Origin of the sequence: Knoellia altitudinis, from assembly GCF_042666355.1 — a bacterium.
GTDB classification, from domain to species: domain Bacteria; phylum Actinomycetota; class Actinomycetes; order Actinomycetales; family Dermatophilaceae; genus Knoellia; species Knoellia altitudinis.
This window is the reverse complement of sequence record NZ_JBHTDK010000001.1, coordinates 642604-664886: the sequence shown is the minus strand read 5'-3', so window position 1 is coordinate 664886 and position 22283 is coordinate 642604. Positions and strand designations below refer to the sequence as shown.

The following is a 22283-nucleotide window of genomic DNA, read 5'->3' as shown; positions in this document are numbered from 1 at the left end:
GCCGGTCCTCGTTCATACGACCTCGACGACGACGCCGGGTCCGAGGGAGCCGGCCGGCACGGTCTCGCCGACGATCGGCGCACCGGGGACCTCACCCACGACGAGCAGCCCACCGGACGTCTGGGCGTCGGCGAGCAGGATCAGCTCCTCCTCGTCCACACCCAGGGCGACGGCCAGGTGGGGTCGCACCCAGTCGAGGTTGCGGCGCGACCCACCGGGCACGTGCCCGGCGGCGAGTGCCTCACGGGCACCGGTGACGTACGGCACGGCGGCCGCGTCGACCCGAGCGGCGACGCCCGAGGCGCGGCCCATCTTGAACAGGTGGCCGAGCAGCCCGAAGCCGGTGACGTCGGTGGCGGCGCGGGCCCCGGCTGCCACCGCCGCCGACGAGGCGTCCCGGTTGAGGGTGGTCATGACGGCGACGGCCTCGGCGCTCGTCTCACCGGTCGCCTTGTGGCGGTTGTTGAGCACTCCGAGCCCTAGCGGCTTCGTCAGGCTGATGGGCAGCCCGGCCTCGGCGGCGTCGTTGCGCAGCAGCCGCTCCGGGTCCGCCGTGCCGGTGACCGCCATCCCGTAGATCGGCTCCGGACCGTCGATGCTGTGCCCGCCGATCACCGGGCAGCCGGCCTCTGTCGCCACGTCGAGGCCGCCTCGCAGCACCTCGCGCAGCAGCTCCATCGGCAGCAGCTCGCGCGGCCAGCCGACGAGGTTGATCGCCATGACGGGTGTCCCGCCCATGGCGTAGACGTCGGAGAGGGCGTTGGCCGCCGCGATCCGTCCCCAGTCGTACGCGTCGTCGACCACCGGGGTGAAGAAGTCCGCGGTGGACAGGACTGCGAGTCCGTCCCGCACCTGCACGGCGGCGGCGTCGTCACCGTCGTCCAGACCGACCAGCACCTCCGCGGACCAGGGGGAGGGGGAGTTGTGTCCCCGATGCAGTCCGGCGACGAGCTGCTCGAGCTCGCCCGCCGGTATCTTGCAGGCGCAGCCACCGCCACGCGCGAACTGGGTCAGGCGTCGGGCCTCCATACGCACTGAGCCTAGCCACGTGTCTAGGCTGTGTGGCGGAGGCGTCAGGGTTCCTGGTGGGCCCCCCGGTCTTCAACACCGGTGAGACCGAGCACCTCGGTCTGGCGGGTTCGATTCCCGTCCGTCTCCGCCAAACGTCGAAGGGTCCCCCTTCGCCCACGAAGGGAGCAGCCACGTGAGCGACGCCGATCCGCGCCGGGCCATCCCGCGCACCGACGTCCTCCTCGCGGAGCCACGCCTGTCGGCGGCCATCGAGCGACTCGGGACTGACGCCGTCCGCTCGGCCATCACGACCGCCCAGGCACGGGCCCGCCGTGGCGAGATCGCGCCCACCGACGTCGCCGACGTCGCCGTTGCCTCGCTGCCGGCACGGGCCTCCTCGCTGACACCGGTGCTCAACGCCACCGGGGTGGTCGTGCACACCAACATCGGCCGCGCCCCCCTCTCGGACGCGGCGCTGCAGGCCGTGGTCGACGCGGCGGGATACGTCGACGTCGAGCTGGACCTCATCACCGGCAGCCGTGGCCGCCGTGGCGCCGGTGTCCTCGGGGCCCTGCGTGAGGCGGTGCCGGCTGCGGGGGACGTCCTTGTCGTCAACAACGGGGCGGCGGCCCTCGTCCTGGCCACGACGGCCTTGGCTGCGGGCCGCGACGTCGTCGTCTCCCGCGGGGAGATGGTCGAGATCGGGGACGGGTTCCGGCTGCCCGACCTCATCGCCTCCACCGGCGCAAGCCTGCGCGAGGTCGGTACGACCAACCGAACCCACCAGCGCGACTACCTCGAGGCGGTCGGACCGGACACGGGCTGCATCCTCAAGGTCCACCCCAGCAACTTCCGTGTCGACGGGTTCGTCGCCTCCGTGGGTGTCGATGAGCTCGCCGATGTGCGACGACCGGACGGGTCGGTCGTCCCCGTGGTGGCCGACATCGGCTCCGGGCTGCTCGTCCGCGACCCGGCGCTGCCGGACGAGCCAGACGCCGCGTCGTCGTTGCGCTCCGGTGCCACCCTCGTCACTGCGAGCGGCGACAAGCTGCTCGGCGGACCCCAGGCCGGCCTCATCCTCGGAGAGGCCGGGGTCGTCGAGCGGCTCCGTCGGCACCCGTTGGCGCGAGCGGTACGCGTGGACAAGCTCACCCTCGCCGCGCTCGAGGCCACCCTGCGCGGTCCGGTCACCCCGGTGACCGCGTCGCTGCACCTGACGGCCGACCAGCTGCGTCCCCGAACCGACCGCCTGGCCGAGGTGCTCGGCCGGCAGGTCGTCGCGGTGGTGGGTCGGGTGGGGGGAGGTGGCGCCCCCGGAGTCCCCCTGCCAGGGTGGGCGGTCGAGGTGCCGGTCGGCGTGGTCCAGCGGCTCCGCCGACCGTCGGGTGACGATCCCGTCGTGCTTGCCCGGGTCGAGGACGGTCACGGGCTCATCGACCTGCGGTGCGTCCCACCGGAGCGGGACGCCGACGTCGAGCGGGCACTGCTCGCTGTCCTCGCAGGGGCCGGGACACCCCCGCCGCCATGAGGTGGGTCCTCGCCACCGCGGGGCACGTCGACCACGGCAAGTCCACGCTGGTGCAGGCGCTCACAGGGCGCGACCCTGACCGACTGGGGCAGGAGAAGGTCCGCGGGCTCACCATCGAGCTTGGCTTCGCGTGGACCAGCCTGCCGGGGGCTGGCGACGTGGCGTTCGTCGATGTGCCCGGTCACCAGCGCTTCGTGGGCACGATGCTCGCGGGACTGGGACCGACACCGGCGGTCCTCTTCGTCGTCGCGGCGGACCAGGGGTGGCAGGCGCAGAGCGAGGAGCACCTCGCCGCCGTCGAGGCCCTCGGCATCTGCGACGGGCTCCTCGTCCTCACCAGGTGCGACCTGACGGACGCCCGCAGGCGCGACGAGGTCGCGGTCGAGGCCGCGGGCCGCCTGGCCAGGGCAGGTCTCCGGGTCCCGGTGGTCTCCGTCTCCGCGAGGACCGGACGGGGTCTGGACGACCTGCGCCGGGCTCTGGTCGACCTCACGGCAAGGATGCCCGCCCCGGACCCTGACGCCCCCGTCCGCCTGTGGACCGACCGTTCCTTCAGTGTCGCCGGGGCGGGGACCGTCGTGACCGGGACCCTCGGTGCGGGGACCGTGCGCAGCGGGGACCGGCTCACCCTCGTCGACGACGGGGTCGCTCGCGAGGTCGTCGTGCGCGGTCTGCACAGCCAGGACCAGCCGTGTGAGAGCGTGGGACCGGTCTCCCGGGTGGCCGTCAACCTGCGCCGCATCGAGGCCGGACCCCTCTCGCGCTCAGCCGTCCTGTGCGCCCCCGGGGCCTTCGCCCTGTCATCGGTCGTGGACGTACAGCTCACGAGGGTCGGATCGGAACGTGCGCGGTCCAGAGGGGCGCCCCCCGTCGAGGTGGCGCTCCCGGACCACGCCGTCCTCCACGTCGGCTCCGCCGCCATGCGCGTGGACGTGCGCCCGCTCGGCGAGCGCCACGCGCGCCTGCGCACGCACCAGATGCTGCCGTGGTGGGTCGGGGACAGCGCCATCCTGCGTGACCCGGCCAACCGGGCAATCTGGTCGGTTCGTGTCGCCGATGTCGAACCGTTGCCGCTGCGTCGCCGAGGTTCGGCCGCCCGGCGGGGGGAGGAGCTCAGCAGACCCCTGGCCCCAGCCGACCTGCGTCTGGCCGATCGCGGCGGCGATCACCACGTGCAGCTCGTCGCCCGAGGACTGCCGGACCCGATCGGTGGCGTCCGGGTCGGGGACTGGTGGTTCCACCCCGCCACGCTGTCCGGCTGGGTAGAGCGCCTCCGAGCGCTCGTCGGCGCGCACCACGACGCACACCCGCTGAGTCCCGGGCTGACGGGGGTTGCGGTCCTGCACGGACTGCATCTCCCGGCGCACCTGCGGGCCGCCAGCGACGGGGGCGACCTGCCCCCGGGCCTTGCGCCTCCTGGAGCGGACCTCGTCCGGTACCTGGCGCGAAGCGCGGGACTTCCCGTGACCCAGGGGCGTGTGCACGATCCGCGTGCCGGCGGCCTCGGGAAGGCCGAGTCCGCGGTTGCCGCCGTCGAGGCGGCGTTGCTGACGGCGCCCTTCGCCGCGCCGGAGCGGGACGAGCTGGCGGCGCTGGGGCTGGGTTCCGTGGAGCTCGCCGCGGCCCAGCGGACCGGTCGGCTGCTCCGCCTGGCCGACGACGTCGTCCTGCTGCCGGCTGCGCCCGCCCTGGCGATGCGCGCGCTGGCCTCGCTGGAGCAACCGTTCACTCTCAGTGCGGCCCGCCAGGCCCTCGGCACGACCCGCCGCGTGGCGGTTCCGCTGCTCGAGCACCTCGACGCCCGCGGTTGGACGCGGCGCGTCGACGGTCGTCTGCGCCGAGTCGTCCACTGAGGCGCCGAGCCACTGACGACCACGGAGAGCACCGCGCAGACCGTCGCGGAGGAAGGGGTCATCAACGTTGGATGCGGTCGCCACCCAGCAGTTCCCTGTCCGAGGTCACTGCCACCATGGGCTCATGATCGTCGACCACATTGGAATCACCTGCGCGGACCTCGATGCCGCGAAGCGCTTCTACGACGCGGTGCTCGGCACCCTGGGCCACCGCCGTGTCATGGACTTCGACGTCGCCGTGGGCTACGGCACCGAGCAGCCTGACTTCTGGCTGTCCCGACCCGAGGTGGACGGCCCCAACCGGGAGTCCCACCTCGCGTTCACCGCGGCCGACGTCGACGCCGTGCACGCCTTCCACGCGGCTGCCACGGAGCTCGGAGCCGAGACGCTGCACGAGCCGCGCCACTGGCCGGAGTACCACCCGGGCTACTACGCCGTCTTCGTCCGTGATCCCGACGGCAACAACGTCGAGGCCGTCTGCCACACGGCTGCCCCGGCGGGGGAGTGAGCACGATGGAGCAGCGGGTCTCGTTCATCACCCTGGCTGTCCGGGACGTGGCTGCCTCGCACACGTTCTATGCCGAGGGCCTCGGGTGGACGCCCGAGTTCTATGACCCCGACGACGTGCTCATGTTCCGGGCCGGGCCGCTGACCGTGCTTTCCCTATGGAGCCGGGCGCACTTCGAGGCCGAGGTCGGTTCCCCGTCCCAGTCGGGGCCCGGGGTCGTCCCCCTGACGCTGAGCCACAACGTCCACACCCGCGAGGAGGTCGACGCCGTGCTCGCCGATGCCGGCGCGGCCGGAGCCGCTGACGTGTCCGACGGGCAGGAGCGGGAGTGGGGTGGCTACACCGGCTACTTCGCCGACCCCGACGGCTTCCGGTGGGAGGTCGCCTGGAACCCGGGACCCATCGGCGAGCTCGTCCTGCCCTCGGTGCGCGAGAGCGACTGAGACCCGCTGAGATCGACTGACGCGAGCACTCCCGGGCTAGGGAGGGCTCGCGTCAGGTCGGTGAAGCTCACTTACCGGAGCTGTTCCTCCAGCCCTGGAGGGCGCCCTTGAGCGCACCCTTGCCACGCCGGGCCGCGGCGCGAGCAGCCTTGCCTGCAACAGCCTTGGCGTGGTCGGTCGAGGTGCCGCCGCCAGCCGGTGCTGACGGTGCACCTGAGGGAGCGGTGGAGGCTGAGCCTGCGGGAGCGGCCGACCCTGCGGCTGCGGCGGGCGCGGACGCCTTCGGCGGGGTCCAGCCCGGGTAGGGGAAGGGCTTCCACAGCTCTTCGAGTCCCGCCTCGGGATCGTTCATGACCTCGGCGGGCATGTCGCGCAGGATCAGTCCGGCGTCGCGGGCCTGCTGACGGATCTCGTCGTCATACGGCATCTTCCGCCACGCCTGGACCATGTAGGTGCGGGTCTTGAGGTAGTCGGCGTACCGCTTTCCGTGGCTGTCGTGGGCGCCGAGGTGCGCGAAGACGGCGATGCGGTCACCATCCGCAGGCGCGACCTCGTCCGGCGAGAAGTTGCCCTGCTCGTTGGGCTCGGGGTACTTCGCGTCCGGGTCCTTGAGCAGCATCCCGTTGCCCGAGTGGGAGATGCGCATCGACCAGACCGCCAGGTCGCCGGGCCGGGTCTTGACGTAGAGGGTCTCGCCGCTCTTGAGGTCGCAGATCTCGTGGCTGCCGATCTTGAGGTTGAGGCCGCCGGTGTGCGTCACGTGGTCCTGGCAGTAGATGCCGAACCGCAGCTGGGTGTAGGAGCTGGCCCAGTCGGGTCCGTTCGGGTCGAGCCGGTCCGTGTTGTCCTTGTGCCAACCCTTCTGCACCCCGTTGATGGTGAACGAGCTGTCACCGGCGTAGAAGATGTCCTCGGTGTCGAGCAGCTTCTTGGCGACCGAGGCCATCCGTCCGTCGGTCAGGATGTGCCGCATCCTGGGGTTCGCGAGGAGGTCACCCCCACCGCCGCGCGAGTCGTAGGCCTCCTGCCGGATCTGGGCGATCTCCTCCGGCGTGTACACGTCGTGGAGGATCGCGTAGCCGCGCTCCCAGAACGCGGCGACATCAAGCTCCTCGAGCGCCTTCTCGATCATCCCGTACTCCTCACTGTGGACGGCGCTGTCTGCACCTTTGCTGGCGAACCTAGCATCCGCACAGAAGGACGGCCGGGACCGCAGAGCCCCATCCCGTTGCCCGTGGCCGATACCACCTGAGCGGGTCAACGCGTCGTCACCCTCGCCTGCGAGACTGGGGTGGACGGCATACCCCCTCTTGTTGCAAGGACTCCTCGTGCCCCCACGCCAGCGCTCCTCCGGTGCCACGATTCTCGCCGTCGCCAACCAGAAGGGCGGCGTGGCCAAGACCACCTCGGTCGCCTCGCTGGGTGCGGCCTTCGCCGAGCTGGGCAAGCGCGTGCTCCTCGTCGACCTCGACGCGCAGGCCTGCCTGACGTTCAGCCTGGGGGTGGACCCGGACACGGTCGAGGAGTCGATCCACCACGTCCTGCTGGGTCAGGCCGAGCTCCGCGACGTCCTCGTCGCCTGCGACGACGGGGTCGACCTCGTCCCCAGCTCGATCGACCTCGCGGGCACCGAGGCCGTGCTCCTCGGGCGCCCGGCTCGTGAGTACGTCCTCCAGAGTGCACTCGCGGACGTGCGCAAGGACTACGACGTCATCCTTCTCGACTGCTCGCCGAGCCTGGGGGTCCTCACGCTCAACGCACTCACGGCCGCTCAGGGGCTGATCATCCCGATGCCGTGCGAGATGCTCAGCCACCGAGGGGTGGGCCAGCTGCTCGACACCGTGGCCGACGTCAAGAAGTTCCTCAACAAGAAGCTCAAGGTCATCGGCATCCTCCCCACCCTCTTCGACGGCCGCAGCACCCACGCCCAGGAGGTCCTAGCCGACGTCGGTGAGCGCTACGGCCTGCCGGTGCTGTCACCGCCGATCCCACGCACGGTGCGCTTCGCCGAGGCGCCGGCCGTGGGTCGCTCGATCCTCGCCACGTCACGCTCGTCCAAGGGCGCCAAGGCCTATCGCGACGTCGCGACGTCACTCGTCCCGACGCTGTAGCCCAGCGGCCGTCCGCGACGGCCGAGCGGTCCGCGCGAGGTCGTGAGCAGCGCCTTTGCGGGGTTACGGTGGATTCATGCCCACCACGACTTCCGCCCTTTCCGTCCCGTCCGCCGGGGCTCCCTTCGAGGCCGTCGAGATCGAGCGCCGCGACCTGCGCGACGACGACGTCCGCATCGACGTCGCGTTCGCCGGAATCTGTCACAGCGACATCCACACCGTCCGCGACGAATGGGGCCCGGCGCACTACCCGATCGTCACCGGTCACGAGATCGCCGGGACCGTGAGCGCCGTCGGCAGCGCCGTGACCAGGCACAAGGTCGGCGACCGGGTCGGCGTCGGCTGCCTCGTCGACTCCTGCGCCGAGTGCGAGAACTGCAAGAACGGTCAGGAGATGTTCTGCTCCAAGGGTTCCGTCGGCACCTACAACGCCAAGAACTACGACGGTGAGTGGGCTGCGGGCGGCTACAGCCAGCAGATCGTCGTCACCGAGCGCATGGTCGTGCGCATCCCGGAGGGCATCGAGCTCGACGAGGCGGCACCCCTGCTGTGCGCCGGCATCACGACCTACTCGCCCCTGAAGCGCTGGGGCGCCGGCACCGGCCGCAAGGTCGCCGTCGTGGGCGTGGGCGGTCTGGGACACATGGGCGTCAAGATCGCCAAGGCCATGGGCGCCGAGGTCTCGACCCTGTCCCGCTCGTCGGCCAAGGCCAAGGACGCCGAGGAGCTCGGCTCGAGCAACCACATCGCCACGAGCGACAAGGACGCCATGAAGGCGGCACGCGGGAGCTTCGACCTCATCCTCAACACGGTGAGCGCCGACCTCGACATGGACACCTACCTGCGCCTGCTGCGGCCCAACGGCGCGCTCGTCAACGTCGGCCTCCCGCCGAGCAGCCTCTCGGTGCAGCCGGGCAGTCTCATCATGGGCAACAAGGTCCTCACGGGCAGCAACATCGGCGGCATCGCCGAGACCCAGGAGATGCTCGACTTCTGCGCCGAGCACGGCATCGGCGCGACGATCGAGACGATCGACGCGAGCGACACGACGACGGTCGACGCGGCATACGACCGCGTCGTCGACGGTGACGTCCGCTATCGCGTCGTCATCGACACGAGCACGATCAACGCCTCCGCCTGACGCTCGATCGACGAAGGCCCTTCCCGTGGTGCGGGAAGGGCCTTCGTCATCCGGGTATGCCGGGTGGCTGGCTCAGTCGGTCGCTGCGGCTGGCTTGCCGCCCTGAGTCCGCCGACGGTTGCGGTTGCGGCGCGGTGCGGCCGAACCCTCTGCCGCCGCGTCCGCGGACACACGCGGGGCCTCAGAGCGAGGACGGTCACCATCGCGGCTCCCACGTCCGCCACCATCACGCGAGCCACGTCCACCGTCACGTGAGCTCCCATCGCGGGAGCCACGACCGCCGTCGCGCGAACCGCCACCGCCCTGGCGACGACCGCCCGACTTGCCGGTCTCTCCGAGGTCCTCGAGCTTCTCGGCGCCGAGCCCGGCGCGCGTCTGCTCGGACTTCCTGAGACGGCCCTTGGAGCCGACCGGGATGTCCATCTGCTCGAAGAAGTGGTCCGAGCTCGAGTAGGTCTCCTCGGGGTCCGGGATCCCCAGGTCGAGCGCCTTGTTGATCATCGTCCAGCGGTGCAGGTCGTCCCAGTCGACGAAGGTCACGGCGATGCCGGTCTGCCCCGCGCGGCCGGTGCGACCGATGCGGTGGATGTAGGTCTTCTCGTCCTCGGGGCACTGGTAGTTGATGACGTGCGTGACGTTCTCGACGTCGATGCCGCGGGCGGCGACGTCGGTGGCGACGAGGACGTCCACCTTGCCCGAACGGAAGGCGCGCAGCGCCTGCTCACGCGCCCCCTGCCCGAGGTCCCCGTGGATGGCAGCGGCCGCGAAGCCACGGTCGGCGAGGTCGTCGGCAACCTTGGCGGCCGTGCGCTTGGTCCGGCTGAAGACGATGGTCAGGCCGCGGCCGTTGGCCTGCAGCATCCGGGCGAGCATCTCGACCTTGTCCATCGCGTGGGCCCGGAAGACGTGCTGCGCGACGGCCTTGACCGTCTGCGAGGTGTCACCCTCACCCTCCTGCATGGCGCGGATGTGCGTCGGCTGGGTCATGTAGCGACGGGCCAGCGCGACGACGGCACCCGGCATGGTGGCCGAGAAGAGCATCGTCTGCCGGGCTGGGGACGTCATCGCGAGAAGCTTCTCGACGTCGGGGAGGAAGCCGAGGTCGAGCATCTCGTCGGCCTCGTCGAGGACGACCGTCTTGGCGTGCGACAGGTCGAGGTGACCCTGCTTGGCGAGGTCGATGAGGCGACCGGGGGTGCCGACGACGACCTCGACACCCTTGACCAGGGCGTCGATCTGGGGCTCGTAGGCCCGGCCGCCGTAGACGGTGAGGACGCGGATGCCCCGGGTCTTGCCGGCCCGCTCGAGGTCGGCCGCGACCTGGACGGCGAGCTCGCGGGTCGGGGCCACGGCGAGGGCCTGCGGCTTGCCCTTGTGGACGAAGCCGTCCCACGCGTCGTCGCCACGCGCGACGACCTTGTTGAGGAGCGGGATGCCGAACCCGAGCGTCTTGCCCGTGCCGGTCTTGGCCTGGCCGATGATGTCGTGGCCACCCAATGCGACGGGCAGGGTCATGGACTGGATCGGGAAAGGCGTCGTGATGCCGTGGGAGGCGAGTGCCGAGACGATGTCGGGGTGGATCGCGAAGTCCGAGAAGGACTGGACCGCGGCGGTGGCCTGCTTCGTCGCCTCGATGGCTGCCTCGTCCGGGATCGCCTCGGCGGTCGGGTCGGCAGGGATCGTTGATGCGTCTGTCATGGGAACTCTCTGATCTGCGGCGTCACGCGCGTGAGGCTTCTCGCCGCTGTGGCGGGCCGATCGGAGTTCTTCGGGCGAGGCTCGCCGTGGGCGGGCCCTCGCAGAGGGTGTTCGTCGTGCCGACCGGGCACCGTGGACCTGCTCAGCCTACCGCGCCGTATGCCGTCCGGTCGCCGTGGCGAGGTGGCTAGGCTGCGCAGCATGGAGACCAACGGTGCGACGGGTCTGGACGACCCGGCATACAGGGCCGCGGTCGTGGACCTCCTGGGGGTTCTGGCCTACGGCGAGCTGACGGCCTGCATCCGGATGGCGACCGACTCGGACCTCGCACCGTCGTTGCGCATCAAGGCCCAGATGGCGGGTTTCGCGGCCACGGAGTACCGCCAGTACGAGGTGCTCGTCGACCGCCTGGGCGCTCTCGGGGTGGACGCCGAGACCGCCATGCAGCCCTTCGTCGCGCCCTTCTCCGCCTTCCACGACCGGACCCGCCCCAAGAGCTGGGTGGAAGGACTCATCAAGGCGTACGTCGGCGACGGCATCGCCAAGGACTTCTATCGCGAGATGGCCTCGTTCGTCGATGACGAGACGCGCGCCGCCATGGACCACGCCCTCGACGACGCCGGTGCGGGCGACTTCATCGTCTCCGTCGTCCGGGACGCGATCCAGACCGACAGGACCGCCACGGGCAGGCTCAGCCTCTGGGGCAGGCGGCTGCTGGGTGAGGCACTGAGCCAGGGTCAGTCGGTCGCCGTCGAGCGTGACGCGCTCAGCGGGCTCCTCATCGGTGGGGGAGCCGACCTCACGGCCATCGGGCAGATGTTCACCCGGCTCACCGACCGGCACAGCCAGCGCATGGCACGGCTCGGTCTCTCGGCCTGACGCGTCGTCTTCGGTCGTCCAGGTCGGGTCAGGTTGGGTCGAGGTCACACATTTCGGCATGCACCCTCAGTTGCTCCTTCGTCGCAAACGCGCGCATCCCGAAAATATGTGACCTCGGGGCAGAGGACCACGTCTCGGCGGACGTGACCTCTCGGGGGCACAGGGGAAGGCCCCGATCCTCTGGTGAGGATCGGGGCCTTCGCCGTGCTGCAGGTGGACGCGCTGCGTCAGACCTGCCTCTTGTTGGTCGCCATGCCGTAGCCCACGATGAGGAGGGCGGCAACGACGATGCCGGCGAGGAACGGGATGAACTGGAATCCGCCGTTGCCGTTGCTGTATCCGAGCTGGTAGACGAGCCAGGTCGCGATCAGCGAGCCCAGGATGCCGAGAATGACGGTCACGAGGACCGAGATGCTCTGCTTGCCCGGAAGAACCAGGCGGGCCAGGGCCCCGATGATGGCGCCGACGATGATGGCGCCGATGATGGTGGCGAGCACGGTATGCGCTCCTTTCTGGCCCTCACGGGCGCAGGGGTGGTCACCTGTCTGGTGACCTTGACGAACAAACCCTATGCCACATCGCGGGCCGAGAACGCGCAGCGCGCCGCACAAGTTCCCGACCGGTCCGGTTTGTCATCCCGGCAGGTCAGGGCCGGTTTCGCCCGGCTTCGCCGACCTCACGCCCGAGTGGCGTCCTCAGATCTGTCCGAACCCGACGCGGCTCTTCTCGGACTCGCCGACGAGGACCCAGCCCAGTGCCCGGCCCGGGACGAGGAGCTCACGGCCCTTGCTGTCGGTGAGGCGCAGGACCCCGCCGTCGGTCAGGGCTGCGTCGACGGCCTGGGACACCTCGGCCGGAGAGGCGTCGGTCTCGAGTGCGATCTCGCGTGCGACGTTCTGCACGCCGATGTTGACCTCCACGGTCAGTTCCCTTTCGTTCGTGGGGGCCGCGCGGCGAAAGCCGACGACCTGTTCACGAGAGGCTAACCGTGTGCCGACTCGGATCGTTCCCCGCCCGCCATGGGGAGGGAGCTGATGCCGCGCCACATGAGGGCGGTGACGAGCTCGCTCGCCTCGTCGCGCTCGAGGTCGGACTCGGCGGCGAGCCAGTGTCTCGCGGTGATCTGCGACATGCCGGAGAGGCCGGTCGCGAGGAGCATGGCGTGCTCGTCGGGGATGCCGGCATCGTGCGCGATGACGTCGGCGATGGCCTCTGCACAGGCGAGCTCCAGGGTGTCGAGCCTGGCCCGGACCTGCGGGACTCCGGTGAGGTCGGACTCGAAGATCATCCGGAAGGCGGCGCCCTCGCGCGAGACGAAGTCGAAGTAGGCGCTGATGGTCGCGCGGACGCGGTCCTGGTTGTCCTCGGCGGGTTCCTGCATGGCTTGGCGGACGAGGCTCTCGAGGGTGTCGCAGTGCTCATCGAGGAGGGCGAGGTAGAGCTCGAGCTTGCCGGGGAAGTGCTGGTAGAGGACCGGCTTCGACACACCTGCGTGCTCGGCGATGTCATCCATCGCGGCAGCGTGGTAGCCCCGCTCGACGAAGACTGCCTGCGCCGCCTCGAGCAGCTGGGCACGGCGCTCTGATCGGGGCATGCGCTGTCCGCGGTGAGGGCTGGTGTCCATGGGAGTCCTGTCTGCGCTTCAAATCAGGGTGGTGCGCGTCATAGTACGGAACGCCGGAGTCGTCCGGGCGCGCCCGGACGTATCGTGGCCGGGTGGCTGCCATGGACAGGACAAGCGGGCGTATGCCGCTCGCACCCGTCGGCGAGCCGCTCTCGCCTGCCGAGCGGACGCGCTTTGCGCGCCACGTCATCCTGCCCGGGATCGGTGACACGGGACAGCGGCGTCTGCGCGCGGCCCGGGTGCTCGTCGTGGGTGCCGGCGGGCTGGGTTCGCCGATCCTGCTCTACCTCGCAGGCGCGGGCGTCGGGCACCTCACGGTCGTCGATGACGACGTGGTCGAGTCGACCAACCTGCAGCGGCAGGTCGTGCACGGGGTCGCCGATGTCGGACGGCCCAAGGTCGAGTCGGCCGTCGGGGCGCTGGCAGCCCTGGCCCCCGACTCGCTCGTCGTGCCGGTCGCGGAGCGCCTCACGGCCGCCAACGTCCTTGCCCTCGTCGCCGACCACGACGTCGTCGTCGACGGCGCGGACAACTTCCCCACCCGCTACCTCGTCGGGGACGCGTGCGCCCGCCTCGGAGTTCCCCACGTGTGGGGCTCGGTCTACCAGCACGACGCACAGACGAGTGTCTGGTGGGCGGGCGAGGGCCCCTGCTACCGCTGCGTCTTCCCGACGCCCCCGCCGCCGGGTGCGGTGCCGTCGTGCTCGACCGGCGGTGTCCTCGGCGCCAGCTGTGGCGCCGTCGGCTCGGTCATGGCCGAGGAGGTCGTGAAGCTCCTCATCGGTGGTGGTGAGCCGCTCGTCGGTCGGCTGCTGCTGCACGACGCCTGGCGACAGGAGTGGAGCTCGCTCCCCGTCGCGGCAGATCCCGACTGCGTCGTGTGCGGAGTCGATGCCGACCCGCGGCGTCCCCTGGGGATCGACGAGCGGCCCCTCTCGGATGACGCCGGGGGCTCATCGTCGGCCGCTGACACAGCCCGTCTCGCCTCACCGACGATCACGGTCATGGAGCTGTCCCAGCGACTGCTGGACCGTGAGGTCGGTGACGACGAGTTCGTGCTCGTCGACGTCCGAGAGCCGGGTGAGCGTGAGGTCGTGACCATCCCCGGTGCCGTGGCTGTCCCGCTGGCGCAGGTGCGCCACGGCGAAGGTGAGGCGCTCGCGCAGGTTGCGGGCGGCATACCGGCGCTCGTCTACTGCAAGTCCGGGGCACGCTCGGCGGAGGCCGTGACCCTGCTGCGCCGCCGGGGTGTCGACGCGGTCGACGTCACCGGCGGGGTGCTGGCCTGGGTGCGGGACGTCGACCCGACCCTGGCGACCTACTGACCGCGGAGCCCGCGAGGCCGGTGTCGGTCCGGCGTGATGGGATCGGGACGTGCTGACCCTCCGACGTCCCGCGAGGACCGAGACCGCAGTCCCGGTCCTGGACCCCGTGCAGCAGTCGGTCGTCGACTGGCGGGGGACGGGCGTGCTGCGCGTGCTCGGGGCTCCGGGCACGGGCAAGTCGACCGTGGCCGTGGAGCTGGTCGCTGCCCACGCCCGCGACGGCGTGCGCCCCGACCAGTGCCTGCTCCTCGCCTCGTCGCGGCGCAGCGCGGCGCGGCTGCGTGACCAGGTGACCGCGCGGGTCGGGGGCACGTCGACCGAGCCGCTGGCGCGCACCTTCCCCTCGTTCGGCTTCGGGGTGCTTCGCGCGGCGGCCGCCCTCGACGGCGACGCCCCTCCGCGGCTGCTCAGTGGACCAGAGCAGGACGTCGTGCTGCGTGAGCTGCTGGCCGGGCATGCGTCGGGCGAGAGCATCGGTCCCCGCTGGCCGGGGCGGGTCCAGCTGGCGCTGCCGACGCGGGCGTTCCGCGCCGAGCTGCGTGACCTGCTCATGCGCGCCGTCGAGCTGGGTCTCGACGCCGACGAGCTGGCTCAGCTGGGCATCCTGCACGGGCGCGACGAGTGGGTGGCCGGGGCCGAGCTGCTGCGTGAGTACGACGAGGTCACCGCGCTGCTCACGCCGGGTGCATTCGACCCGGCCTGGATCCTCGGTGCTGCCGCGAGCGCGCTCGCGGGTGATGAGGAGCTCGCGCACTCGCTCACCTCCTCGCTGCGGCTCGTCGTCGTGGACGACGCCCAGGAGATGACTCCCGCGGCACTGCGTCTGCTCGAGGTGCTGCGACAGGTCGCACCCGCCGCCGGCATCGTCCTCCTCGGAGACCCCGACAGTGCGACCCAGACCTTCCGGGGTGGGGACCCCACACTGCTGGCCCGCGAGTGGGCCGTGCTCGGTGACGGGCCGACCGTCCTGCTCCCGCGCAGCCACCGGCTGCCGGAGTCCCTGCAGGCCGTCACGCGGGCCGTGGCCGGTCACATCGGTGTCCTCGGGGATGCGGCCCACCGCAGGGCCGAGGCGCGCGGCGACGGCGGGGAGGCGCAGGTGCACCTGTTGCGGTCGGCGAGCCAGGAGGCCGGTTTCATCGCCTCCCGCCTGCGAGCAGCGCACCTCCTCGACGGCGTGCCGTGGTCCGACATGGCCGTCATCGTGCGTGGGCAGTCCCGAAGCGCGGCGTTGCGCCGGGCCCTGCAGTCCTCGGGTGTGCCCGTGAGCGCCGCCGAGGCGGAGCTGCCCGTGCGCGACGAGCCCGCGGTGCGTCCGCTGCTCACGCTCCTCCAGGTCGTCACCGACCTTGCGCTGGAGCGGACCGAGGACGTGCCCGTGGAGGTGGCGCTCGACGTGCTCGTCTCACCCCTCGGGGCAGCCGACCCGGTCGAGCTGCGACGGCTGCGTCGGGCCCTCCGGCGGGACGAGCTCGACGCGGGCGGTTCGCGCACGAGCGACGAGCTCATCGCCGAGGTCCTGCTGCGGCCGGCGGTCCACGACCGGCTCGGTCTCGAGGGGCGCTCGGTGCAGCGCATCGGGCGGATGATCCGGGCCGGTGTCGAGGCGTGCGGAGCAGTCAACGGCAGCTGGGGTCCGGGCGCGAGCGCCGAGCGCATCCTCTGGTCGATGTGGGATGCCTCGCGCCTCGCCGGGCCCTGGCGCGAGACGGCGCTGGGTGGCGGTGCGGCCGGCGCGCGCGCCGACCGTGACCTCGATGCCGTGCTCGCCGTGCTGAGGTCCGCCACCACCTACGGCGAGCGGCTGCCGGGTTCCTCGCCGGAGGCCTTCCTCCACCACGTCCTCGGGCAGGACGTGCCCGGCGACACGCTCGCTGCCCGGGCTCCTGCCGGCGAGGCGGTCTCGCTGCTCACGCCCCAGTCCGCGGCCGGGCGCCAGTGGCCGCTCGTCGTCGTCGCAGGCGTCCAGGAGGGGAGCTGGCCCGACCTCCGGCTCCGCGGCTCGCTCCTCGGCTCCCAGGACCTCGTCGACGTCGTGCGGGGTCGCGCGGGTGGGCATCGTGCCGCACTTGCCGCGGTCCGTCACGACGAGACCCGCCTCTTCCACGTCGCCGTGTCGCGCGCGAGCCGGTCGCTGCTCGTCACCGCGGTCCGCAGTGAGGACGAACAGCCTTCTCCCTATCTCGATGTCGTCGATCCGCTGCCCGATGACGCAGACCGCCGGGAGCCGAGCGACTGGGCACGTCCGGTCACGCTGCCGACACTCGTCGGTGCCCTGCGGCGCGATGTCGTGTCGACCGACCCCCGTCGCCGTGGCGGCGCGATCACCGGCCTGGCCAGGCTCGCGCGAGCCGGTGTGCCCGGTGCCGATCCGGCCTCGTGGTGGGTGCTGCACGGGCTGTCCGACGAGCGACCCAGGCGGGGCCCGGACGACGCGGTGCGGGTCGGCCCGTCGGCCATCGACGGATTCAGCTCGTGCCAGCTCAAGTGGGCGCTCACCAAGGTGGGTGGCGACGGCCCGATGATCGGTCAGCGCGACATCGGCACGCTCATCCACGAGATCGCGGCCGAGGGGGACTCCGACGCAGCGACGATGCGCGCGACGCTCGACGAGCGCTGGCCCCGACTCGGGCTTCCACAGGGGTGGTCCACCGACCTCAAGCGCCGCGAGGCCGAGCGGATGGTCGACCGGCTCGCACGCTTCTTCGCCGAGAACACCGCCGCGGGGTGGCGCCGGCTCGCGGCGGAGTCGCGGATGAAGGTCGAGCTCGGCCGCATCGTCCTCAATGGGACTGTGGACCGGCTCGACGTGGGGCCTTCGGGCGAGGTTCGCGTCATCGACTACAAGACCGGTTCGAGCAAACCCAAGGCGGCGGACGTCCCGCGGCACGGCCAGCTGGGCGCCTACCAGTTGGCCGTGGTCTCCGGCGGGTTCGAGGATGTCGAGGTGCCTTCGACGTCGTCCGGCGCGGCCCTGCTCCACGTGGGCAAGGCGGCGAACAAGTCGACGACGATCCAGGTCCAGCCACCACTGTCCAAGGATCCCGACCCCGAGTGGGCGCAGCGTCTCGTCGTCGAGACGGGTGAGCTCATGGGCGGCGCGACGTTCGTCGCCACACCGAGTGACGAGCTGTGCCGCACCTGCCCGGTACGCAGCTCGTGTCCGGCCCAGGCTGAGGGGAGGGCACTGTGACTGCCCTCCCCGAGACGGAGGTCCGCTGGTCCGCGGCCGCTGTCGCCGAGGCGATCGGGTTGCCGCACCGCCCGACACCAGAGCAGACAGCCGTGATCGAGGCGCCCCTGCGGCCGCTGCTCGTCATCGCAGGTGCCGGTTCGGGCAAGACCGAGACGATGGCCGCACGCGTCGTCTGGCTCGTCGCCAACGGCTTCGTCGAGCCCGAGGACGTGCTCGGGCTCACCTTCACCCGCAAGGCGGCAACGGAGCTCTCGGACCGGATCGGCAACCGGCTCGCCCAGCTGCGCAGAGTCGGACTGTGGACCCCGCAAGCGGTCGATGGCGCACCCTCCCTCGGGGCTGCCGTGAGCGTGTCGACCTACCACTCGTATGCCGGTCGGCTCGTTCGCGAGCACGGCCTTCGGCTCGGCTACGAAGCCGACACCCGCCTGCTGTCCGAGGCCGCTGCCTGGCAGACCGCACACGAGGCCGTGTCCCGCTACGACGGACCGATGGACGAGGTCGACAAGGCGGAGGCCACGGTGACAGCGGCCGTCGTCGACCTCGCCGGTGAGATGGCAGAGCATCTCCAGAGCCCCGAGTCCGTAGCGGCGCACCTCGACCGGGTCATCGCGGGCCTCGAGGAGCTCGAGCGTGGCGACACCAAGAGGCGCGTCCACCCGGTGGCCGACGAGCTGGCGAACCTCCGGCTGCGACGTGCGGTCCTGCCCATCGTCGACCGCTACGCGCAGCTCAAGCGGAGCCGTGACGCGATGGACTTCGCCGACCAGATGGCCCTGGCCGCGCGTCTGGCCATGACCTTCGACGACATCGGCGCGATCGAGCGGGCCCGTCACCGCGTCGTGCTCCTCGACGAGTTCCAGGACACGTCCGAGGCGCAGCTCGCGCTGCTCAAGGCGCTCTACGTCGCACCGGGCGAGACCTCGGCGGTCACGGCGGTCGGTGACCCGCACCAGTCGATCTACGGCTGGCGCGGAGCGAGCGCGACGACCCTGACCCGGTTCGCGGTGGAGTTCGCAGACCCGGAGCCCGCCGAGAAGCTCGACCTCTCGACGAGCTGGCGCAACGACAGCGCCATCCTCGAGGTCGCCAACCACCTGGCACACCCGCTGCGAGCGGCGTCGCGCGTCCCCGTGGAGCCGCTCTCGCCACGCCCCGGCGCAGGCTCCGGCTCGGTCGAGGTCGCTCGCCTGCTCAGCGCTGCCGACGAGGCCGACCACATCGCTCGGTGGCTGGCCGCCCAACGCTCCCGGGGGCCCGTGAGCGCTGCCGTCCTGTGCCGCAAACGGGCCGAGTTTGCCACGGTGACAACGGCACTGGAGGAGCACGGCATACCCCACGAAGTGGTTGGTCTCGGTGGTCTCCTGCTCACTCCGGAGGTCGAGGACGTCGTCGCCCTCCTGCACGTCGTGCAGGATCCCGCCCGCGGTGACCACCTCGTCCGGCTTCTCTCCGGACCGATGATGAGGCTCGGCATCGCCGACCTCGATGCCCTGGCCCAGTGGTCCCGGGTGCAGCAGCGCCAGCGCGGCGGGTCGGTGGCTCGCCACGAGCGCGACCTCGCCCCGGACGCTGCCGACGCGCCGAGCATCATCGAGGCGCTCGATGACCTGCCGCCCCGCGGCTGGGTCGGCGACGAGGGCGAGCGGCTCTCCGACGTCGCCCGCGACCGGCTGGCGGGGCTCGCGGCCACGGTGCGGCGCCTGCGCGGGCTGACCTTCCTCCCTCTCGCCGATCTCGTCCTCGAGGCCGAGAAGGCCCTGGGCCTCGACATCGAGGTGCTGTCCCGCCCGGAGTACACCCCGGCGGCAGCCAGGGCCCATCTCGACGCCTTCGGCGACGTGGCCGCGCAGTTCTCGCAGAGCGCCGACCGAGCGACTCTCGGAGGGTTCCTCGACTGGGTCAAGGCGGCGATCGACGAGGAACGCGGTCTGGACCGCGGCTACGCCGACGCCACGCCCGACGCGGTGCAGGTCATGACGATCCACGCTGCCAAGGGCCTCGAGTGGGACGTCGTGGCCGTGCCCGCTCTCGTGGAGAGCACCTTCCCGGCCCACAACCTCCACACGCCGCGCTTCAAGGACGAGCAGTGGCGCATCTCGGCTCCGAAGGACAAGGGCTGGCTCGGCGGTCTCACGGACGGTGGGCTGCCCTACGAGCTGCGCGGAGACCGTGACGGCCTGCCCGACTTCGGCTGGCGCAGCGCGGGCGGATGGGACGAGCTGGCCGACCGTCTGGAGGAGTTCGCTCTCGCTGGTGGGGAGCACGCCGTCGCGGAGGAGCGCCGCCTCGCGTATGTCGCGACCACGCGGGCCCGACACGCTCTGCTGCTCACTGCCAGCGTCTGGAGTCGGCCCAGGACACCGCGACTGACCTCACGCTTCCTCGACGAGGTGCTGGCGCTCGCGCGCGACGACACCTCGTCCCCGGTCCGGCTGGGTCCTTGGACCGACCTCCCCGAGTTGCCGGCGGACGGGTCGGCCCTGGTCAAGCCGGGCACGGAGGACGGCCAGGAGTTCGTCTGGCCGGTCGACCACCTGGCACATCGCCGCGTGCGGGCCGGTGCAGCCGCCCGCGCGGTCATCGATGCCGTCACCGCCGAGCTCGCGGCAGGCGCGGCCGAGGACGACGGACCCGGGGGAGACCGGCGGACCGTGCCCGGGTCGGACGACGCCGGCCCGTGGGCGCGTGAGCTCGAGATCCTGCTCGCGGAGCGCGAGGCGCGCAGGACCCGTCACGACGACGTCGTCGAGCTGCCGTCGCACCTGTCCACGTCGTCGCTGGTGGCGTTCGCCACCGACCCCGAGGCCTACGCCGCCGAGCTGCGCCGACCCATGCCGTCGGCACCCGCGCAGGCGGCCAGCCGGGGGACCGCCTTCCACGCGTGGGTCGAGGAGCACTATGCCCGGGCCGCCATCGTCGACCTCTTCGACCTCCCCGGCAGTGCCGATGAGGACCCCACGGGCGACGAGGAGCTGCCGGCCATGCGCGAGCGCTTCCTCGCGAGCCCGTGGGCGGCCCGAGAACCCCTCGAGATCGAGACGGCTCTGGAGACCGTGGTCGACGGCGTCGCCGTCCGCGGACGGATCGACGCGGTGTTCCGTGACGTCGAGGATGCTGACTGGGTCATCGTCGACTGGAAGACCGGGCGTCGGCCCACGGGCGAGGTCGCCCGGCTGCGGGCACTGCAGCTCGCGGCCTACCGGGTCGCCTGGGCGCGCTTGCGCGGAGTCGACCCGCAGCGGGTGCGTGGGGCGTTCTACTACGCCGCCACCGGTGAGACGGTCTGGCCCGAGCTCGCCGACGAGACCGAGATCAGCGACCTTCTCGCCGGAGTTCCTCGGGAGTGAGGCTGGGCTCCGCCGTCTCGTCCTCGGAGTGCTCGGGCCTGCTCGACGACCCGAACGTGCGCGGCGTCCAGGCGACCTCGTCGTCGAGCGAGGGGTTCTCCTCCGGCTCGTCGAAGTCGAGGTCGAGCCCCAGGCGAGAGGTCGCCGAGGGCTCACGGACCTCGGAACCATCGTCGACCTCGGCGAACTGGTTGCCCTCGGTGGTCTCCGTGGCTTGTGGCGTCGGGGTCGACTCGTCGGACTCATCGCGGTCGTCGGACTCGGCGAGGTCGTCGGAGCCGTCGAGGTCGTCTGACTCGTCGGAGTCGTCGGAGCCATCGAAGTCGTCTGACTCGTCTGACTCGTCGGAGTCGTGAGGGTCCGTGGTCTCCGCCGGGTCGGGCGACGCAGCCGAGGGGGTGGACTCAGCGACATTGGGGGGCTCGACGGCTCGCGGAGGGGCCGTCGACTCAGCGGGCTCTCCAGGGTCGACCGCCACATCGGGTTCGGCGGCGACGCTGGGCCCAGCCGGGTCAGCGGCTCTGTGCGGCGCGTCGGTGTCGGCCTCAGCCGGCTCGAACTCGACGACCTCGTCCTCGTCATCGTCGTCGTCGGCCAGTGAGGGCGGGGGAGTGGTCCGGGCTCGCAGCGCGACCGGCGTCAGCGAGTTCCGGCGGTAGTCGTCGGTCTCACGATCCTCGTGCACCGACTCGTCGAGGCGCCGCAGTCGGCTCGAGAGTCCCTCGATCGCCGGCTCGTCACCTCGGGCATCGGCCCGCATCAGCTCGGCCAGCACCGTGAGCTCGGCGGCGAGCCGGGCTCGCACGAGGAGGTTCGCATCCGGCCGCTCGACCCGCGCGTGCGCGTAGGCCTCGAGGACCGTCTCGACCGTCGCCGCGTCGGCTTCGTCGACCAGCGCAGCGAAGTCATCGGCGGGATCGGCGACCTTGGCGTCCTCCCAGCCGGTGATGCCGCGGATGCGACCCGTCGAGGCGTCACTGTCGTCCTCGAAGACGGCAAGGACCTGGTCGCCGGTGAGGTCCCCGTGCACCGGCGTGGGGGCGAAACGCCAGAGCGCCACGTCCTCGAGGGCTCGCTCCCAGCGTGCCAGCAGGGCGGTGGGCACGCGTCCGGACTCGGCGGCGCGGTCGAGATCGGCGAGTCGGCGGGTGCGGTAGGAGTCGGTGTCGTACGACGGCATACCGGCCTCGTCGAACAGCCGCGGGTCCGTGTTGTGCAGCGCGGCGATGGCGCGACCGAGGTCCGCGGCGGGGCCCACACCGGCCGGCAGGGCGTCGAAGGCGAGGTTGTGCCCGGGAATGTAGGGGTAGACCATCGCGCGACCGCCGGTCTTGAGCTCGACGAAGCCCCGAGGCGCTGGGACCGTGAAGGGCAGGCGCCTGGCCAGCAGCTGCAGCAGCCTGACGGTGAGGTCCATCCGGGCCGCCGCCAGCTCGTTGCGGGGGGCTCGCACCACCCATCGGCGGTGCTCGGTGTCCTGGACGAAGGCGACGTCGTAGTCCTGCTCGGGCACGCTCGGGAGGGCCTCGACGCTCACCGGGTCCAGTCCCGGGACGCCGGCGCTCGCGAGGGCTGCGAGGAAGGTCGGGGTGCGTTCCACCCGTTCACCGTATGCC

The 22283-nt window shown here is 71.7% G+C and carries 17 protein-coding genes and 1 tRNA gene; 11 read left to right on the top strand and 7 right to left on the bottom strand.

The genetic code is table 11. From position 1 onward, the window contains the following. Nucleotides 1-12: 12 nt before the first annotated feature. Nucleotides 13-1029 (bottom strand): selenide, water dikinase SelD, encoded by a 1017-nt coding sequence (gene selD, locus ACFQW8_RS03030; RefSeq protein ID WP_380085499.1) that lies wholly within the window; start codon nt 1027-1029, stop codon nt 13-15. Nucleotides 1030-1066: 37 nt separating this feature from the next. On the opposite strand from selD, the gene ACFQW8_RS03025 reads away from it, so the two are divergent. The 5 genes from ACFQW8_RS03025 (at nt 1067) to ACFQW8_RS03005 (ending at nt 5343) form a co-directional block, all read left to right on the top strand. Next, nucleotides 1067-1162, top strand: a tRNA-Sec gene (locus ACFQW8_RS03025). Nucleotides 1163-1204: 42 nt separating this feature from the next. Further along, entirely contained in the window at nt 1205-2539 is a 1335-nt protein-coding gene (selA, locus tag ACFQW8_RS03020) for an L-seryl-tRNA(Sec) selenium transferase (RefSeq protein ID WP_380085498.1), read from the top strand. Beyond that, nucleotides 2536-4392: a SelB domain-containing protein gene (locus ACFQW8_RS03015; RefSeq protein WP_380085497.1), complete on the top strand. Its 1857-nt coding sequence runs from the start codon at nt 2536-2538 to the stop codon at nt 4390-4392. Before selA ends, ACFQW8_RS03015 begins: the two co-directional genes overlap by 4 nt. A gap of 124 nt (nt 4393-4516) precedes the next feature. Further along, nucleotides 4517-4900, top strand: a complete 384-nt coding sequence (locus ACFQW8_RS03010) for a VOC family protein (protein WP_380085496.1) — start codon at nt 4517-4519, stop codon at nt 4898-4900. Between the two features lie 5 nt (nt 4901-4905). Beyond that, on the top strand, nt 4906-5343 hold the full coding sequence (locus tag ACFQW8_RS03005) for a VOC family protein (protein WP_380088575.1): 438 nt from the start codon (nt 4906-4908) through the stop codon (nt 5341-5343). Between the two features lie 67 nt (nt 5344-5410). Here the strand turns inward: ACFQW8_RS03005 and ACFQW8_RS03000 are convergent, their stop codons facing one another. After that, entirely contained in the window at nt 5411-6475 is a 1065-nt protein-coding gene (locus ACFQW8_RS03000) for a hypothetical protein (RefSeq protein ID WP_380085495.1), read from the bottom strand. Nucleotides 6476-6671: 196 nt separating this feature from the next. Between ACFQW8_RS03000 and ACFQW8_RS02995 the strand changes: the two genes are divergently transcribed. Together ACFQW8_RS02995 and ACFQW8_RS02990 are read left to right on the top strand one after the other, a co-directional pair. Continuing rightward, on the top strand, nt 6672-7454 hold the full coding sequence (locus ACFQW8_RS02995) for a ParA family protein (protein WP_380085494.1): 783 nt from the start codon (nt 6672-6674) through the stop codon (nt 7452-7454). A 76-nt stretch (nt 7455-7530) separates the two neighbouring features. Continuing rightward, on the top strand, nt 7531-8595 hold the full coding sequence (locus tag ACFQW8_RS02990; protein WP_380085493.1) for an NAD(P)-dependent alcohol dehydrogenase: 1065 nt from the start codon (nt 7531-7533) through the stop codon (nt 8593-8595). Nucleotides 8596-8667: 72 nt separating this feature from the next. Here ACFQW8_RS02990 and ACFQW8_RS02985 read toward each other — a convergent pair whose 3' ends face one another. Continuing rightward, nucleotides 8668-10293 carry a DEAD/DEAH box helicase gene (locus tag ACFQW8_RS02985; RefSeq protein WP_380085492.1) on the bottom strand — a complete coding sequence of 542 codons (1626 nt, stop codon included), beginning with the start codon at nt 10291-10293 and terminating at the stop codon, nt 8668-8670. 201 nt (nt 10294-10494) lie between these two features. On the opposite strand from ACFQW8_RS02985, the gene ACFQW8_RS02980 reads away from it, so the two are divergent. Beyond that, entirely contained in the window at nt 10495-11172 is a 678-nt protein-coding gene (locus ACFQW8_RS02980; protein WP_380085491.1) for a ferritin-like fold-containing protein, read from the top strand. A 227-nt stretch (nt 11173-11399) separates the two neighbouring features. Here the strand turns inward: ACFQW8_RS02980 and ACFQW8_RS02975 are convergent, their stop codons facing one another. The 3 genes from ACFQW8_RS02975 to ACFQW8_RS02965 form a co-directional block, all read right to left on the bottom strand. Continuing rightward, complete coding sequence (locus ACFQW8_RS02975) at nt 11400-11669, bottom strand: GlsB/YeaQ/YmgE family stress response membrane protein (protein ID WP_380085490.1); 270 nt, start codon at nt 11667-11669, stop codon at nt 11400-11402. 198 nt (nt 11670-11867) lie between these two features. Next, on the bottom strand, nt 11868-12092 hold the full coding sequence (locus ACFQW8_RS02970) for a DUF3107 domain-containing protein (RefSeq protein ID WP_380085489.1): 225 nt from the start codon (nt 12090-12092) through the stop codon (nt 11868-11870). 62 nt (nt 12093-12154) lie between these two features. Continuing rightward, entirely contained in the window at nt 12155-12796 is a 642-nt protein-coding gene (locus tag ACFQW8_RS02965; protein ID WP_380085488.1) for a TetR/AcrR family transcriptional regulator, read from the bottom strand. Nucleotides 12797-12897: 101 nt separating this feature from the next. On the opposite strand from ACFQW8_RS02965, the gene ACFQW8_RS02960 reads away from it, so the two are divergent. The 3 genes from ACFQW8_RS02960 to ACFQW8_RS02950 are packed head-to-tail and all read left to right on the top strand — an operon-like array spanning nt 12898 to nt 20667. Then, nucleotides 12898-14121, top strand: coding sequence for a ThiF family adenylyltransferase (locus ACFQW8_RS02960; RefSeq protein ID WP_380088573.1), 1224 nt, complete (start codon nt 12898-12900; stop codon nt 14119-14121). Nucleotides 14122-14170: 49 nt separating this feature from the next. Then, complete coding sequence (locus ACFQW8_RS02955; RefSeq protein WP_380085487.1) at nt 14171-17314, top strand: ATP-dependent helicase; 3144 nt, start codon at nt 14171-14173, stop codon at nt 17312-17314. Next, entirely contained in the window at nt 17311-20667 is a 3357-nt protein-coding gene (locus ACFQW8_RS02950) for an ATP-dependent helicase (protein ID WP_380085486.1), read from the top strand. The genes ACFQW8_RS02955 and ACFQW8_RS02950 overlap by 4 nt, the downstream gene beginning before the upstream one ends. Here the strand turns inward: ACFQW8_RS02950 and ACFQW8_RS02945 are convergent. Further along, complete coding sequence (locus tag ACFQW8_RS02945) at nt 20633-22267, bottom strand: macrolide 2'-phosphotransferase (protein ID WP_380085485.1); 1635 nt, start codon at nt 22265-22267, stop codon at nt 20633-20635. The genes ACFQW8_RS02950 and ACFQW8_RS02945 overlap by 35 nt on opposite strands. Between the last annotated feature and the right edge of the window lie 16 nt (nt 22268-22283).